This window comes from Pseudomonas sp. 09C 129, from assembly GCF_002843625.1.
GTDB lineage: Bacteria > Pseudomonadota > Gammaproteobacteria > Pseudomonadales > Pseudomonadaceae > Aquipseudomonas > Aquipseudomonas chlororaphis.
Map to the genome: position 1 here is coordinate 3,413,408 of NZ_CP025261.1, position 13,901 is coordinate 3,427,308.

Below are 13,901 nucleotides of genomic sequence, written 5' to 3' on the forward strand. Positions count from 1 at the left end.
TTTTTGCGGGGACTCTTACCATGCGTTTTTCCGATCTGACTCAACGTATCGCCGGCGACGGTGCCGCCGCCTGGGGCATTCACTACCGGGCCCTGGCCAAGCAGGAGCAGGGTGAAGACATCCTGCTGCTGTCGGTCGGCGACCCGGATTTCGACACCCCGGCGCCGATCGTGCAGGCGGCTATCGACAGCCTGCTGTCCGGCAATACCCATTACACCGACGTGCGAGGCAAGCGCAGCCTGCGCGAAAGCATTGCCCGGCGGCACCGCCAGCGCAGCGGCCAGCAGGTCGGCGCCGATCAGGTGATGGTGCTGGCCGGTGCCCAATGCGCGCTGTTCAGCGTTGCCCAGTGCCTGCTCGATCCGGGCGACGAGGTGCTGGTCGCCGAACCGATGTATGTCACCTATGAAGCGGTGTTCGGCGCCTGTGGCGCCGTGGTGGTGCCGGTGCCGGTGCGTTCCGAGAACGGCTTTCGGGTGTTGCCTGAGGACGTTGCCGCGCGCATTACCCCGCGTACCCGGGCCATGGCGCTGAACAGCCCGCACAATCCGTCGGGCGCCAGCTTGCCGCGCAGCACCTGGCAGGCCCTGGCCGAGTTGTGTATCAAGCATGACCTGTGGCTGATTTCCGATGAGGTCTACAGCGAGCTGCTGTTCGACGGCGAGCACATCAGCCCGGCCAGCCTGGCGGGCATGGCCGAGCGTACGGCGACCCTCAACAGCCTGTCGAAATCCCATGCCATGACGGGGTGGCGGCTGGGCTGGGTGGTCGCGCCGCCGGCGCTGGCGGCGCACCTGGAAAACCTCGCCCTGTGCATGCTCTACGGCTCGCCGGAATTTATCCAGGATGCCGCCGTGGTCGCCCTGGACAGCGGTTTGCCGGAGCTGGACGCGATGCGCGAGGCCTATCGCCAGCGCCGCGACCTGGTCTGTGAATGCCTGGCCGATTGCCCCGGCGTGCGCGCGCTGAAACCCGATGGCGGGATGTTCGTGATGGTCGATATCCGCGAAACCGGGCTCAGCGCCCAGGCGTTCGCCGATCGCCTGCTGGAGCGCCATGGGGTGTCGGTGCTGGCCGGCGAGGCCTTCGGCCCAAGCGCCGCCGGGCATATCCGCCTGGGGCTGGTCCTCGGTGCGGCGCCACTGCGCGAGGCCTGCCAGCGGATCGCCCGCTGTGCCCGTGAGTTGCTGGAGGCTGCGATCGATGCGTGATTACAGCCGACTATTCATCGATGGGGCCTGGCGCCTGCCGTCGGGGCAGGGCAGGGCCGAGGTCGCCGACCCGGCCACCGAGCAAGTGGTCGGTAGGGTCCCTCTGGGCGACGAACGCGATGTCGATAACGCCGTGGCCGCGGCCCGGCGCGCCTTCGGCCCATGGTCGCGAACACCGTCGGCGGTGCGTGCCGGTTATATCCGGGCGCTGGCCGGGCAGTTGCGTCAGCGCGCCGGCGAGATGGCCGCGCTGATCACCGCTGAGCTGGGCATGCCGGTGCAGTGGTGCCGCGCGGTGCAGGTCGACGGGCCGATCGTCGGGTTGGAGCAGTACGTCGAACTCGCCGGGGCGATGGACGAAGTACGCGAGGTCGGCAACTCGCTGGTGGTCCGCGAACCCGTGGGCGTCTGCGCCTTTATCAATCCCTGGAACTATCCGTTGCATCAACTGATCGGCAAGCTCGCGCCGGCCTTGGCGGCGGGCTGCACGGTGGTGCTCAAGCCGAGCCAGGAAACGCCGCTGCATGCTTTTCTGCTGGCTGAAATGATCGAGGCCATCGGCCTGCCGGCCGGGGTGTTCAACCTGGTCAGCGGGCCGGGCTCGAAGGTCGGCGAAGCCCTGGCCCGGCACCCGGACGTCGACATGCTGTCGTTCACCGGCTCCACCGGCGCCGGGGTGCGCGTGGCCCAGGCCGCGGCGCCGTCGGTGAAGCGGGTGTGCCTGGAGCTGGGCGGCAAGTCGCCGCTGTTGATCGGCGAGGATGCCGACCTGGCTGCGGCGGTGCGTTATGGCGTGCAGGACGTGATGATCAACTCCGGCCAGACCTGCACCGCGCTGACTCGCATGCTGCTGCCGGCCAGGCGTTATGCCGAGGCGCTGGAGCTGGCGGTGGAAGAGGCGCGGAGCCTGCGCATGGGCGACCCTCTGGACCCGCAGAGTTTTCTCGGGCCGATGTGCTCGGCCTCCCAGCGTCACACCGTTGAGGCCTACATCCAGCTCGGCGAGCAGGAAGGCGCGCGCCTGCTGTGGGGCGGTGCGGCGCAGTACGAGCGGGGCCATTATGTCGCGCCGACCCTGTTCGCCGATGTCGACAACCGCATGCGCATCGCCCAGGAGGAAATCTTCGGCCCGGTGCTGTGCCTGATTCCCTATGCCGACGAGGCCCAGGCCGTCGCCCTGGCCAACGATTCGCCGTTCGGCCTGTCCAGCGGGGTCTGGGCCGCCCGCCCCGAACGCGCCCTGGGCCTGGCCCGGCAACTGCGCGCCGGGCAGTGCTTCATCAACGGCGCGGCGTTCAACTACCAGGCGCCGTTCGGTGGCTACAAGCAGTCCGGCAACGGTCGCGAATGGGGCGAGGAGGGCCTGGCCGAGTTTGTCGAAACCAAGGCCATCCAGTGCTGAATCCCGTTACGCCGGTGGCGGGGCACAGAGCTTTGCGCTGTTGTGTCTGGCCATTTGGCTGCACGCTTGATCCCGCCTTGTTGCGCTACCCGGGCGGCCGGTTTTTCCGCCCGAACCACGCCTTGCTCATTGGAATATGCCTAAGGAACCTGCCATGAATGTACTGATCGTCCACGCCCACCCCGAGCCGCAATCCTTTACCGCCGCCCTGCGTGACCAGGCGCTGCGCACCCTCGAGGCCCAGGGGCATCAGGTGCAGGTCAGCGACCTGTACGCGATGCACTGGAACCCGGTGGCCAGTGCCGCCGATTTTTCCTCACGGGAGAATCCCGACTACCTGGTGTACGCGCTGGAACAACGCCTGGGGGTGAAAAGCCAGTCGATCGCCGCGGACATCCGCCAGGAGCTCGACAAGCTGCTGTGGGCGGACTTGTTGATCCTGAATTTTCCGATCTTCTGGTTTTCGGCGCCGGCGATCCTCAAGGGCTGGATCGACCGGGTGCTGGTGTCCGGGATCTGCTATGGCGGCAAGCGTTTCTACGACCAGGGCGGCCTGAGCGGCAAGAAGGCACTGGTCAGCGTGACCCTGGGCGGTCGCGAGCACATGTTTGGCGAGGGGGCGATTCACGGGCCGCTGAACGACATGCTGCGGCCGATCCTGCGCGGCACCCTGGCCTATGTCGGGTTCAAGGTGCTGGAGCCCTTCGTCGCCTGGCATGTGCCTTACATCAGCGATCAGGCCCGCGAGGAGTTCCTGGTGGCTTACCGGCGCCGACTGGAGCAGCTCGCTGACGACCTGCCGATTGAATTTCCACGGTTGTCACAGTTCGACGAGGCGCTGTACCCGCTCGGCTGACGAGGCCCGGGCGCCCAGGCGATGGCTGTCCCAGCGCTTGGCTATGCTGTTGCTGCCGACCGCCGGTCTGCCGTGCGCCGCCTGTCCGTCGGTTCGGGCAACCGGGAAACCAGGGGCCTGGAGTAACCTGACAGACAGCACTTCGCCCGGGCCGAATCGGAGGACAGGGCATGAATGATGAGTCCCGCGAGCAGGGCGAGCCGTTCAAGCGGCTGTTCTTCGCCTTGCCCTGCACCGCCGCCCAACGCCGGGCCATTGCCCAGTGGCGCAGCGCCCTGGGGCTCAGGAGCGGCCGGCCGGTGCCGGCGGAAAACTTTCATTTGACCCTGATGTTCCTGGGCTCGGTCACCGTGGCGCAGATTCCGCGGATCTGCGCCGCGGCGGCGAACGTGCGAACGCCCGGTGAGGCGCTGCACGTCCCGCTCGACCGCCTGGAGGTCTGGCGCCGGGCCGGGGTCTTGTTGCTGGCGCCGGCACAGGCGCCGCTGGCGTTGCGTCAGCTGGTGTATGCCTTGCAGGAAGCGCTGCTGCCCCTTGGGTTGGTCGATTCGCCGCGGGAATTTCGCCCACACTTGACCTTGATGCGCGACTATCGGGCGCCAGTGCCCGAGTCCCAGACCCCTGCGGATTTTCAGCTGAGTGCCCGGCACTTTGCCCTGTACGAGTCGCATAAGGGCCGTTATCGGTCGCTGGCCGAATGGGCGCTGGCGCGGTGACGCTCGGGGCAACCCTGTCAACAGGTTCGCCGGTCAGCCGAAATCCGAGTGCCCCAGGGCCTGCACGTTATAGTTGATGAGGCCGAATCAATGGGAGGAGGACATGCGCCAGATCGTCAGCAAAGAGCCGTGGTGGGCCGCGCCGCCGAAACCGGGCCAGGATGAGTCCGAGCTGGACTGGGGCTGGCTGGTCACTTACAACGAGGGCGAGCCGCGCTTCGAGTTCGTCAAGGAGCGCCCTTCGGAGCAGGAGATCCGTCAGCGCAAGAGTTGCCGGACCACGCCGTCCGAGTAGCCGATCGGCGCGGAGGGCAATCTTGCGCGACCCTCACTGCTTGTAGCCGATCTGCCGCAGCAGGTTCTTGCGCCAGAGGATGTCGTCGTCGCCTTCCAGGCCCTTGGCGCAGAAGCCATCCACCACCCCCAGCACCGCCCGGCCCTGCGCCGTTTCAGCGAGAATCACCTGGCTCGGGTTGGCGGTCGCGCAGAAAATGCGGCACACCTCAGGCACCATCTTCAGGGTGTTGAGCACGTTCAACGGATAAAAACCGTCGCCGAGAAACACGATAAAGCTATGGCCGGCGGCGATCGCCTGGGCGTTCTTTTGCGCCAGCGCGATCATCGTCGGATCGCTGCCGGACCAGCGCACCAGGCATTGGCCGGAGGCTTCGCAAAAGGCCAGGCCAAAGGCGATGTTCGGCACGCTGGCGACCAGGGCTTCGTGGATGTCCTCGACGGACTTGATGAAGTGGGTCTGGCCGAAAATGAAGTTGGTGGCTTCCGGCTTGTCGATGTTCACGCTGATCAATTGCATCTCGAACCACTCCTTGCCGATGTCGCGCGGCGCTGGGGGGCGTTGACGGAAAAGGGGGCGCCCGTCGTAGCCCGTTATCGGCGAGGCGGGATTGCTTGCTGCAACAGATCAAGCATAGCCACTCATGGATGGCTGCCGGGTTGGTCATGCCTGAACGATGGCCGTCAACAGCTGATCGGCCCGTTCGTTCCTGACCGTCGGTGCCTAGAACTTCGCGTAATTCAATGCGTCGACAATCAGCGAGCCACCCACGCCGGTCAGCGACAGCAGCAGAGCGCGCACCAGTGGTTCCTCCGAATAACGCGAGAAGGCCCCAGTGCTGAGGGTATTGATGCGCTCGCGGATCAGTTTGAGCTTGCTGTAGAGCGGTGTGTTGTCGGGTGTTTCCAACAGGTGGTTATCAAGACGTTGTAACGCCGCGCGCCGAGCCTTTTCCGCGGCACGTCGCAGCGACAGAGCGGAAACGAGCAAGATCAGGGTGGTCAGCAGGAAGGAAATGACAATGCTGGGCGGTGTCGGCCAGTTATCGAACACACTGTTGCGTGACGCGATCAGGATCAACATGACGACCGTGGGGGCATAGATCAGGCGATTGACGGTCGCCGTGCGCTTGGCGATCAGTTGCATGTCCATCCAGTCGTCGATGCAGGGGTGCAGAGGCACGCCGAAAACCCTCCAGTGCTCCTTGCGCAGTGCTTTTGGCCAGATCGCGTAATGCGTGCTCAGGTTGCGGATGAACCGTGTCAGCAGGAGGTTGGCATCCACTACCCAGAACACCAACAGCTGGAAGGTCAGGGTTGGCAGCAGCCAGTTCAACATCCAGATCGATGACTCGCCCCGAATGGGCGCGCCTTCCATTGGCCAGAGCACGAAGAGCGCGCTGGTGATTACGACGAATATCCAGGTGGCGAGGAGGGCGCGCAGCATTCGGGCGCCGAAGGTGCCAGCCACGCAGTGTTCTCTCCAGAAGCTCGTGACGAAAATGATCCTGCGCTTGTCGGCAACATATGACTGGATTGTGGTCGTCAGTCTCTTCGGCGTGTGCCAGTCGCGCTCGCTGACTAAGAGCGGGAACAGGATCAGGAACAGGCAACGTCCCAGGGCGGCTCGCCACCTATGTGGCGTTGTTCCCCTTTCTCGGTTGACCAGGCGCAGTAGCTGCCCCCACAGGCTCATCTGCAGCCTGCTCATGTGTCGATCCAGGTGGTAGGCCTTTTCGATCTCGACACGGTTGATGCGCAGGGTGCGCCAACCCCAGGCCAGCGCCGTGATCGAGATGACCACGGCGAGCAGGCGCAGGGCCAAGGTGGGCCAGGCACTGATGCCCTCGAACAGGAACATCGGTTCACCCAGCCCGTCATCCGTCAATGCACGCCGGATCTGGTACATCCACAGCAAGGCCAGGACGAATACCACGATCGGTACCACGACGTACCACGCCGAGGCGTCGAACAAGCCACTGCTTGCAGGAACGGGGACCGGTCCGGGTTGCGCTGGTTGGGGCTGATGACGGCGGATAAGTTCCGAGCAAACGATGCCCAGCAGGATCAGTACGAAGGCGGTCCACATGAACTCCACGCGCCAGAACCGCATGGCGAGCCACGCCGACAGTCCGGACACCACATACAGCGTCAGCGGGATACTGTGCACCCAGGCTGGCAGTTTGCTGTCTCTGGATTGCGCATAGGTCCACCACCAGCCAAGGAGGATCACCACTACCAGCAGGATGAACGTCAGCGGCCCGGCCCAGAAAAACGACTGTCTTTCATCGAGCTTGTCGCGTACCGACTGGGAGAGTTCGGGATAAGGAGGGGGCGAAGGATCCTGCAGGCAACGCAACGCCATGAGGTCGTGCGTTGCTTGCCGGGTCTGGCCGGGTGCCGCGCAATCCTTGGGGCGTTCGGCACTCTGCTTGTTTGACAGGGGGATGAAGCCGCTGATACCCACCTCATAGATGCCCGGCGAAAGCAGCTCCGATTTGGAGTAGTCGAACTTCGCCCGCTTGGTCTCGTAGTCCTGTGGTGCCTGGGCAGCCAGAACCGCGATGAACACGGCACTTTGCAGACTCTCGCGAAACGGTGGCACATCCTGTTGCAGGGCGCGGGTCAGCGTGAGCCCGTAGGGGGCTGCCAGGACCAGGTTGCGGGTGGTCTGGGCCTGGCCGCGCTGGAGCATGCGCGCATCGAGGTTGGTGGAGAAAAACACTTTGTTCGGCATCCGGCCCTTGAGGGCCTGCAGCACCAGCAGCTTGTCGTAGGTATCGGCCCCCAGCACACCGATGGCGCCGATACCGCTGGTGCCCTTGCGGCGATAGGCTTCGTCCTCGCGCGCGATATGGTCGGCTAGGCGGCGCAGGTAATCGAGCTGGGAATTGCCGTCGGACTTCTCCAGCGGGCTCAGATCCAGGGTGTTCTTGTCCTTGCCGTTTTTATTGTCGTCGCTACCAGGCGCCTTGTTGCCGCTGGCGACCTCCTCTGGCAAACGCCCGTCCACGCCTCGCAGGTAACTGAAGCGCAATACCCAGTCATTGACCGCCGCCTGGTCTTTGCTGTCGATGCCGGCATCCTGGGCAACCTGCGATTTGAAACTCTCGCTCAGTGCGCGGCTGTAGAAACTGTCCCACTCGGAGACCAGCGCGATGCGATTGGAGCGCGGCCAGCCTCCAGAGCCGCAGCGGGTGCCGACCCGCAGCAATGCCCCTTGGCTGCATTCCACACCCGCGACTGGATCCACATGGCGCAGCTTCAGTTCCTCCAGCAGCAGGCGCGTCATGGTGCCGTCGTGGCTGACGGTGCGCAGCAGGTTCATGGAGCGTTTCGGCGCCGCTGGTGTTTGCTGCTGGGAGGTTGCTTCGCCGGGCGAGGGCTTGTCCAGGGCATGCATCAATATGTCGTAATCAGCAGTGGCCAGGGGGGAGTAAATCTCGATATTGGGCTTGGCGTGGCCGTTGGCTTCGTCCCGATACATATCGAGCAAGACTTTCGAGGTGGAGGGGCCGATGACCTTCAGCAGTGTCTGGTTGGACACACCAGGGCAGGTTTGTGGCGGGCCGCAATCCGAATGAAGCCTGCTCTGCAGGGTGAGGCGCAAGGCTTCGAGTCGTTGTAGCGGGTGTGAGCCCAGATGCTCCTGCTTTACCCAGAGCAGTATGGTCCGGGCGGATGGGCGCTGTTTGTCCTGCATGTCCCTGGGTGGGTCGAATGGGTTGGCAATGAAGGCTTCATAGGGGATTTCTGCGTACTTCGACTTTCCTTGCTGACCGGCTTGCGACGTTATCGGCGTGCCTGACAGGTCGTCGGCAAGGGCCAGGCAGCGGATGTGCTGTTCGTCCTCGGGCACCATGCGCGAGTTTTTGAACCCGGCCAGGATTGCATAGCGAATGCGCCGGCGCAGCTCCACTTCATCGGCATAGGGGCCGCCTTCGACCAGCGCCACTATGAGTTGGGGAGGCTCTGGCGGTGGTTGCTGCAGTTCGGCGTCCAGTACCAATGGCTTGCTGACTACAAGCTGGGGGCTGCACTCAAAGTCATTACTTGGGGGCTTGTTACCCTCCTTGAACTTTTTGCGATAACGCTCGAGCGCATCGAACGGGTCCTGCCACAGGCGCGCTTCTATCGGTGGTTGCGCCTGGAATTGCGCGCCGATGGGGCGTGGTTCGAGGAAAGGCTCGCGAGTGAGGGCGAAGGTCGAGACGACCAGACTGAGGATGAGGGCGCTACCGGGTAACCAGAGGACGAGGTTGTTACCTGAGCCATTGCTGTTATCCATGGTCTTTTCCCCCTTCCTTAGGTGTAGGGCCGACCGCTATGCATAGGTATAGCCCCCGGATCAGGCTTTATCTACCGGCCTCCCGACCCTGTAGGGAGGGCGTCGCTGGGCCAAACGAGCGTGCTTTCAAGCGGCCTGGGGCGCGCGAGCAATTGGGCCACTGACCGGTGGCTTCATGCTGGGGGCGGGAACAGGATCGGCGGTCATGCGGCGGGGGCGCAAGGCTGCTATTCCTTCCCTTGGGACAATCGTTTCAGACCAGACGGAATGCGGGTCGATACCGATGCGTGGCCGTGGTCAAGGTGCCTGCCAGGTGCGCGCGCAGAACAACGGGCGCCAGTTTCGCTGGAGGTGCCAAATGTTATTCATTGTCAGCTGGTCAATCAGTCCCGAGCGTCGTAACAGTGCGATCGAGCGATTTCTCAAGACCGGTGGGGCGCCACCCGCAGGGGTGAGCATGTTGGGGCGCTGGCATGCCGTTGGCGGCATGACGGGGTTTGGGATCGCGGAAACCAGCGATCTCGCGCTGATGCAGAAATGGGTGCTTGAGTGGAGCGACCTGCTGCGCATGGAAGTGCACCCGGCGTTGACCGATGAACAGGCCGCGCCGCTATTGGCGGCAGCGCTTGGCAGGTAACGGGCAAGCAGACCGTTGGCGATCCGCCGAGGGCTGTCTGCCTCGGCCAATATACGGGGTAACGCTGTTTGTCGGCGTGCCCCGGCCATTCACGAAGTGGAGGTTGTCATGCCAAAGTTCGTCATTGAGCGCGAGATGCCGGAAGCCGGGGCGCTTACGCCGCAGGATCTGCAACAGATCTCGCAAAAATCCTGCAAGGTTATCAGTGAGCTGGGGTCGCAAGTGCAGTGGCTGCATAGCTACGTCACGGGCGACAAGATCTATTGTGTCTATATCTCCCCGGACGAGGAACTCGTCAGGGAGCACGCCAGGCTAGGCGGTTTTCCGGCGGACCGGGTATCGCGAGTCACCTCAATCATCGATCCGACGACGGCGGAGTAGGGGCTGCCGCCGAGGTTCGCGCGCCAACAGCTAAGGAGGTTGTAGGAACGAGCTTGCTCGCGATGAACGTGAGAGCGCCGCGTTTACCCAGTCAGTGGGCGTTATCGTTAACGGCTATCGCGAGCAAGCTTCGCTCCTACAGTAACGAGCTGGGATCAGCTTTTTTGTGGTTACGGCGTGCCGCGCGGCGGTCCGCTGGGCGTCTTGATAGACAAACGGCTGCGCAGCGCTTGGCTATGCTGTCGAGTCTATAGCCGGTATGCAGCCGGTCCCCATGTCCCCAGCCCCAAGAGCGCCATGAGAAAAACCACCCAGCAGATGTTGCTCCACGAAATCGCCGACTGGCGCCACCGTGGCCTGATCGATGCCGAGGCGCAGCAGCGGCTCGGCGCCCTGTACGAACGTCCCGAACACCGCTTGTCCACTGTCCTGCAATGGCTGGGCATCGGCGCGGTGCTGCTGATCGGCATGGCGGTGCTGGGCGGCATTGGCCTGCTGGCCGAGTCGGTGCTGGTGGGGGCGGTGCTGTTTTTCGCCGCCGGTGTCGGGCTATGGCTGATCGGCGCGCGCCTGGCCCGCGACCCGGCGCGACGCATGCCGGTCACCGGGGTGGCGATCCTGACCATCGGCCTGATCCTGATGGGCGCCAGCCTGTTGCTGGGCAGCTCCGACAGCGAGACCGGCGACTTCGGCAACCTGCCCCTGGCGCTGCTGGTCACCGCCGCCCTGAGCATTGCCACCGCCTATGGCTATCGCCTGCGCTGGCCGCTGCTGCTGGGCCTGCTTTGCGTCTTCCACGGCCTGGGTTCGTGGGAGTGGTATGGCGGTTCCGGCACGTACTATTTCGGCATCCAGGACCCGCGCTCCATGGCCGTGATCGCTGCGTTGACTGCGCTCCTGGGGCTCTGGCACCAGCGCGCCGAGGATCACGCCTTGCGCCGGTTCAGTGGCTTCGGACGGCTGTATGTGATCTTCGGATTGTTGTACTTCAACTGTTCGCTGTGGTTCCTCAGCCTGGAAGAAGCTTACCGCCAGACCCTGACCTGGACCCTGTTGTTCACCTTGGGCGCCATCGTCCAACTGGTACTCGGCGCGCGCTTCAAGCATCCCAGCTTCACCGGTTTTGGCGTGGTGTTCCTCGGCATCGACCTGTACACGCGCTTTTATGAGTACGCCTGGGAACAGCTGAGTGCCGCGGTGTTTTTTGCCGTGGCCGGCGCCCTCGGCATGCTCCTGGGCTGGTTGTTCGAACGCACTGCGCTGCGCGCCGGGGAGGCTGGCCAATGAACCCGGATCGCCGTAATCGCCAGGTGCACAACGCTCTGGACCAATGGCTGCGCGACGGCCTGATCGACACCCAGGCCCACGCGCGGATCGCCGAGCTGTACCCGCAGACCCGCTGGGACTGGCGTTCCCTGGGGCGCTGGTTCCTGACCTTCGGCGCCATCAGCCTGGCGGCGGGCTTGCTGATCCTGCTGCATGAGCACCTGACGTTCACCTTGCCGAAGCTGGCGGGCGGCCTTGGCCTGTTGATGGTTGGCTTGTTTGTCGCCGGGCGCTGGCTGCTGGGCAAACAACTGAAACTGCTCGGCGCGACCCTGGAGTTGCTCGGCGGTTTTGCCCTGATCGGCCTGAGCCTGGTGCTGGGCATGATCTACTCCGACGGCTCGGGCAACTGGCCGGCGCTGTTGCTGGTGGACCTGCTGCTGTTGCTGGCGCTCAGTTATGTGCTGAACAACGCCTTGCTGCTGACCCTGTGCAGTGTGCTGTTCTTCATCTGGTTCGGCGGGCGCAGCGGTTATGAGTCGGGGTGGGGCGCCTACTGGTTCGGCATGAACTACCCGCTGCGCTTCCTCGGCGCGGCCCTGGCCATGGCGCTGTTCGGCTTTGTCCATCTGTGGGGCGAGGCCTCGACGCTGGCCCGTTATCGCGGCTTTGCCAAGGTGTGGATTTCTGCCGGGCTGTTCATGGCCCAGATGTCGTTGTGGCTGCTGTCGTTGTTCGGCAGCTACGACCTGATCGACGGTCCGTGGCACCTGGCGGAAGCCGGCGAACTGGTGCTGTTCAATGGGCTGTGGGCGGCGTTCAGCCTGGGCTTGCTGGCACTGGGCATTCGCCTGCGCTTTTCCATGCTGGTGGGTTATGGCGCGACCTTCTTCATCATCCAGCTGTACACGCTGTTCTTCACCCAACTGGCGGACACCCTGGGCTGGTTCGTCAGCCTGCTGATCGCCGGCGGCAGCCTGCTGGGGCTGGTGATCTGGCTGGAAGGCAGACGCCAGCAACGCCGGGCTGTGCCGGGCGAAGCCGGATCGGTGTAGGGAAGGGGAGAAGCCCATGCCCGAGGTTGCGGGCATGGGCAAACGACAGGCGTCAGGCCGTCAGTCGTTTTTCGATATCCCGGTAGGTTTCGCTGTCTGTGGCCGCCAGCAGTTTGCGGCCATCCTTGAAGGTGCCGATGAAGGTCACCTCGGTTTCCTTGCCGGCTATCAGGTAGCCCGCAAGCGCACCCACCGGACCCAGCAGCATGGCCCCGGCGATGCCGTAGCCAATGGCGTCCCTGTTGGTGATGCTGTCCTGTGTCGCGATTTCCAGGTGTTTGAATGCGGAAGCTTTGACCTCGACGCCCGGCGAGGGGTTGGTCACGGTCGGCAGCTTGAAGACGCCCTGTCGGTACTCGCCATTCCCTTGTAGAAAATCACCAGCCAATACATTGATCTTTGCCATGTTGAATATCCTTGTTCAAGCATTGCGGATTGACCATACAGCGCCGTCCCACGCCCACCGTCAATGGGTGGGCGATGAAGGGCGGTACCACTGATCGGTGATGTTGCGCCTAACAGCATCGGTCTCGAGTGTAGACGCCTGGTTGACGCAGATCAGTGCGCTGGTCGCAATGGGCTACCGCTCGTCCGTTTGATTCTGCGCGGGCTGCAAGGCTGTCACGAGCTGCCTGGTGTTCATGTTCGGCAATGTTAATAAATGTTAGATTGAAAAAATACTTCACATAATCTGTTCATTGGTAGATGATCGGCCACAACCTGATAACAACAAATCACAGGACGGCCCTCGATGTCCGACAAGGTCTCGATTCACCCGCCAGGCGACCCTGTCGCCCCCGCCGCCCGTGCTCCCATTCATCCTGCGGCCCGCCGCCCGCGCCTTGCCGGCGTGGACCAGGCTGCTGTCACCCCTGGAGTACCCCATGAATAACAAGAATGTCGGTGTTGTCGGCCTGGGCGCGATGGGCCTGGGCATTGCCCGCTCGCTGCTGCGTGCGGGTTTCAAGGTGCATGCCTGTGACGTGCGTGAAGCGGTCACCCAACAGTTCGCCAGCGAAGGCGGGGTGGCCTGTGCGTCGCCGGCGCGGATGGCCGAGGCCTGCGATGTGATCATCACCGTAGTAGTCAACGCCGAGCAGACCGAAACCGTGCTGTTCGGTGGAGAGGGCGCCGTGTCGGCCTTGGGTGCCGGCAGCCTGGTGATCGGTTGCGCCACCGTGGCGCCGACCTACGCCGTGGAGCTGGGCGAGCGCCTGGCCGAACAGGGCCTGCTGTACCTCGATGCGCCGATCTCCGGCGGCGCGGCCAAGGCCGCCGCCGGCGAGATGACCATGATGACCTCCGGCCCGGCTGCCGCCTACGCCAAGGCCGAAGCGATCCTTGCCGGCATGGCGGGCAAGGTCTATCGCCTGGGCGACGCCCATGGCCTGGGTTCCAAGGTCAAGATCATCAACCAGCTGCTGGCCGGGGTACACATCGCCGCGTCCGCCGAAGCCATGGCCCTGGGCCTGCGTGAAGGGGTGGACGCTGACGCCCTGTACGAAGTGATCACCCACAGCGCCGGCAACTCCTGGATGTTCGAGAACCGCGTGCCGCACATCCTCAAGGCCGACTACACACCGCTGTCGGCGGTGGACATCTTCGTCAAGGACCTGGGCCTGGTGCTGGATACCGCCCGTGCCAGCAAATTCCCGCTACCGCTGTCGGCCACTGCGCATCAGATGTTCATGCAGGCCTCCAGCGCTGGTTTCGGCCGCGAGGACGACTCGGCGGTGATCAAGATTTTCCCGGGCATCGACCTGCCGACCGCCAAGCCCGAGCCTGTCTGAGGAAC

The 13,901-nt window shown here is 64.0% G+C and carries 13 protein-coding genes; 10 read left to right on the forward strand and 3 right to left on the reverse strand.

Going from position 1 to position 13,901, the window contains the following annotated elements:
* The first annotated feature begins 20 nt into the window (after nt 1-20).
* The 5 genes from CXQ81_RS15515 to CXQ81_RS15535 all read left to right on the forward strand — a co-directional run bounded on the left by CXQ81_RS15515 (nt 21) and on the right by CXQ81_RS15535 (nt 4,480).
* On the forward strand, nt 21-1,211 hold the full coding sequence (locus CXQ81_RS15515) for a pyridoxal phosphate-dependent aminotransferase (protein ID WP_101337716.1): 1,191 nt from the start codon (nt 21-23) through the stop codon (nt 1,209-1,211).
* Nucleotides 1,204-2,613 carry an aldehyde dehydrogenase family protein gene (locus CXQ81_RS15520; RefSeq protein WP_101337717.1) on the forward strand — a complete coding sequence of 470 codons (1,410 nt, stop codon included), beginning with the start codon at nt 1,204-1,206 and terminating at the stop codon, nt 2,611-2,613. The genes CXQ81_RS15515 and CXQ81_RS15520 overlap by 8 nt, the downstream gene beginning before the upstream one ends.
* A gap of 154 nt (nt 2,614-2,767) precedes the next feature.
* Nucleotides 2,768-3,469 (forward strand): NAD(P)H-dependent oxidoreductase, encoded by a 702-nt coding sequence (locus tag CXQ81_RS15525; protein ID WP_101337718.1) that lies wholly within the window; start codon nt 2,768-2,770, stop codon nt 3,467-3,469.
* 170 nt (nt 3,470-3,639) lie between these two features.
* A complete protein-coding gene (thpR, locus tag CXQ81_RS15530; RefSeq protein WP_101337719.1) occupies nt 3,640-4,185 on the forward strand; it encodes an RNA 2',3'-cyclic phosphodiesterase in 546 nt (181 codons plus the stop codon).
* A gap of 103 nt (nt 4,186-4,288) precedes the next feature.
* A complete protein-coding gene (locus CXQ81_RS15535) occupies nt 4,289-4,480 on the forward strand; it encodes a hypothetical protein (protein ID WP_007931882.1) in 192 nt (63 codons plus the stop codon).
* A gap of 33 nt (nt 4,481-4,513) precedes the next feature.
* Here the strand turns inward: CXQ81_RS15535 and CXQ81_RS15540 are convergent, their stop codons facing one another.
* Together CXQ81_RS15540 and CXQ81_RS15545 are read right to left on the reverse strand one after the other, a co-directional pair.
* A complete protein-coding gene (locus tag CXQ81_RS15540) occupies nt 4,514-4,999 on the reverse strand; it encodes an adenosine-specific kinase (protein WP_007931881.1) in 486 nt (161 codons plus the stop codon).
* Between the two features lie 204 nt (nt 5,000-5,203).
* Nucleotides 5,204-8,767, reverse strand: coding sequence for a hypothetical protein (locus tag CXQ81_RS15545; protein ID WP_101337720.1), 3,564 nt, complete (start codon nt 8,765-8,767; stop codon nt 5,204-5,206).
* 358 nt (nt 8,768-9,125) lie between these two features.
* Between CXQ81_RS15545 and CXQ81_RS15550 the strand changes: the two genes are divergently transcribed.
* The 4 genes from CXQ81_RS15550 to CXQ81_RS15565 all read left to right on the forward strand — a co-directional run bounded on the left by CXQ81_RS15550 (nt 9,126) and on the right by CXQ81_RS15565 (nt 12,106).
* Entirely contained in the window at nt 9,126-9,404 is a 279-nt protein-coding gene (locus CXQ81_RS15550; protein WP_007931878.1) for a DUF3303 domain-containing protein, read from the forward strand.
* 108 nt (nt 9,405-9,512) lie between these two features.
* A complete protein-coding gene (locus CXQ81_RS15555; protein ID WP_007931876.1) occupies nt 9,513-9,785 on the forward strand; it encodes a DUF4242 domain-containing protein in 273 nt (90 codons plus the stop codon).
* Nucleotides 9,786-10,082: 297 nt separating this feature from the next.
* Nucleotides 10,083-11,072 carry a DUF2157 domain-containing protein gene (locus tag CXQ81_RS15560; RefSeq protein WP_007931873.1) on the forward strand — a complete coding sequence of 330 codons (990 nt, stop codon included), beginning with the start codon at nt 10,083-10,085 and terminating at the stop codon, nt 11,070-11,072.
* Nucleotides 11,069-12,106 (forward strand): DUF2157 domain-containing protein, encoded by a 1,038-nt coding sequence (locus CXQ81_RS15565; protein ID WP_101337721.1) that lies wholly within the window; start codon nt 11,069-11,071, stop codon nt 12,104-12,106. Before CXQ81_RS15560 ends, CXQ81_RS15565 begins: the two co-directional genes overlap by 4 nt.
* 52 nt (nt 12,107-12,158) lie before the next feature.
* On the opposite strand, the gene CXQ81_RS15570 is transcribed toward CXQ81_RS15565, so the two are convergent.
* A complete protein-coding gene (locus CXQ81_RS15570) occupies nt 12,159-12,512 on the reverse strand; it encodes a hypothetical protein (protein ID WP_007931870.1) in 354 nt (117 codons plus the stop codon).
* Nucleotides 12,513-12,990: 478 nt separating this feature from the next.
* On the opposite strand from CXQ81_RS15570, the gene ltnD reads away from it, so the two are divergent.
* Nucleotides 12,991-13,896 carry an L-threonate dehydrogenase gene (gene ltnD / locus CXQ81_RS15575; RefSeq protein WP_007931868.1) on the forward strand — a complete coding sequence of 302 codons (906 nt, stop codon included), beginning with the start codon at nt 12,991-12,993 and terminating at the stop codon, nt 13,894-13,896.
* The last annotated feature ends 5 nt before the right edge of the window (nt 13,897-13,901 follow it).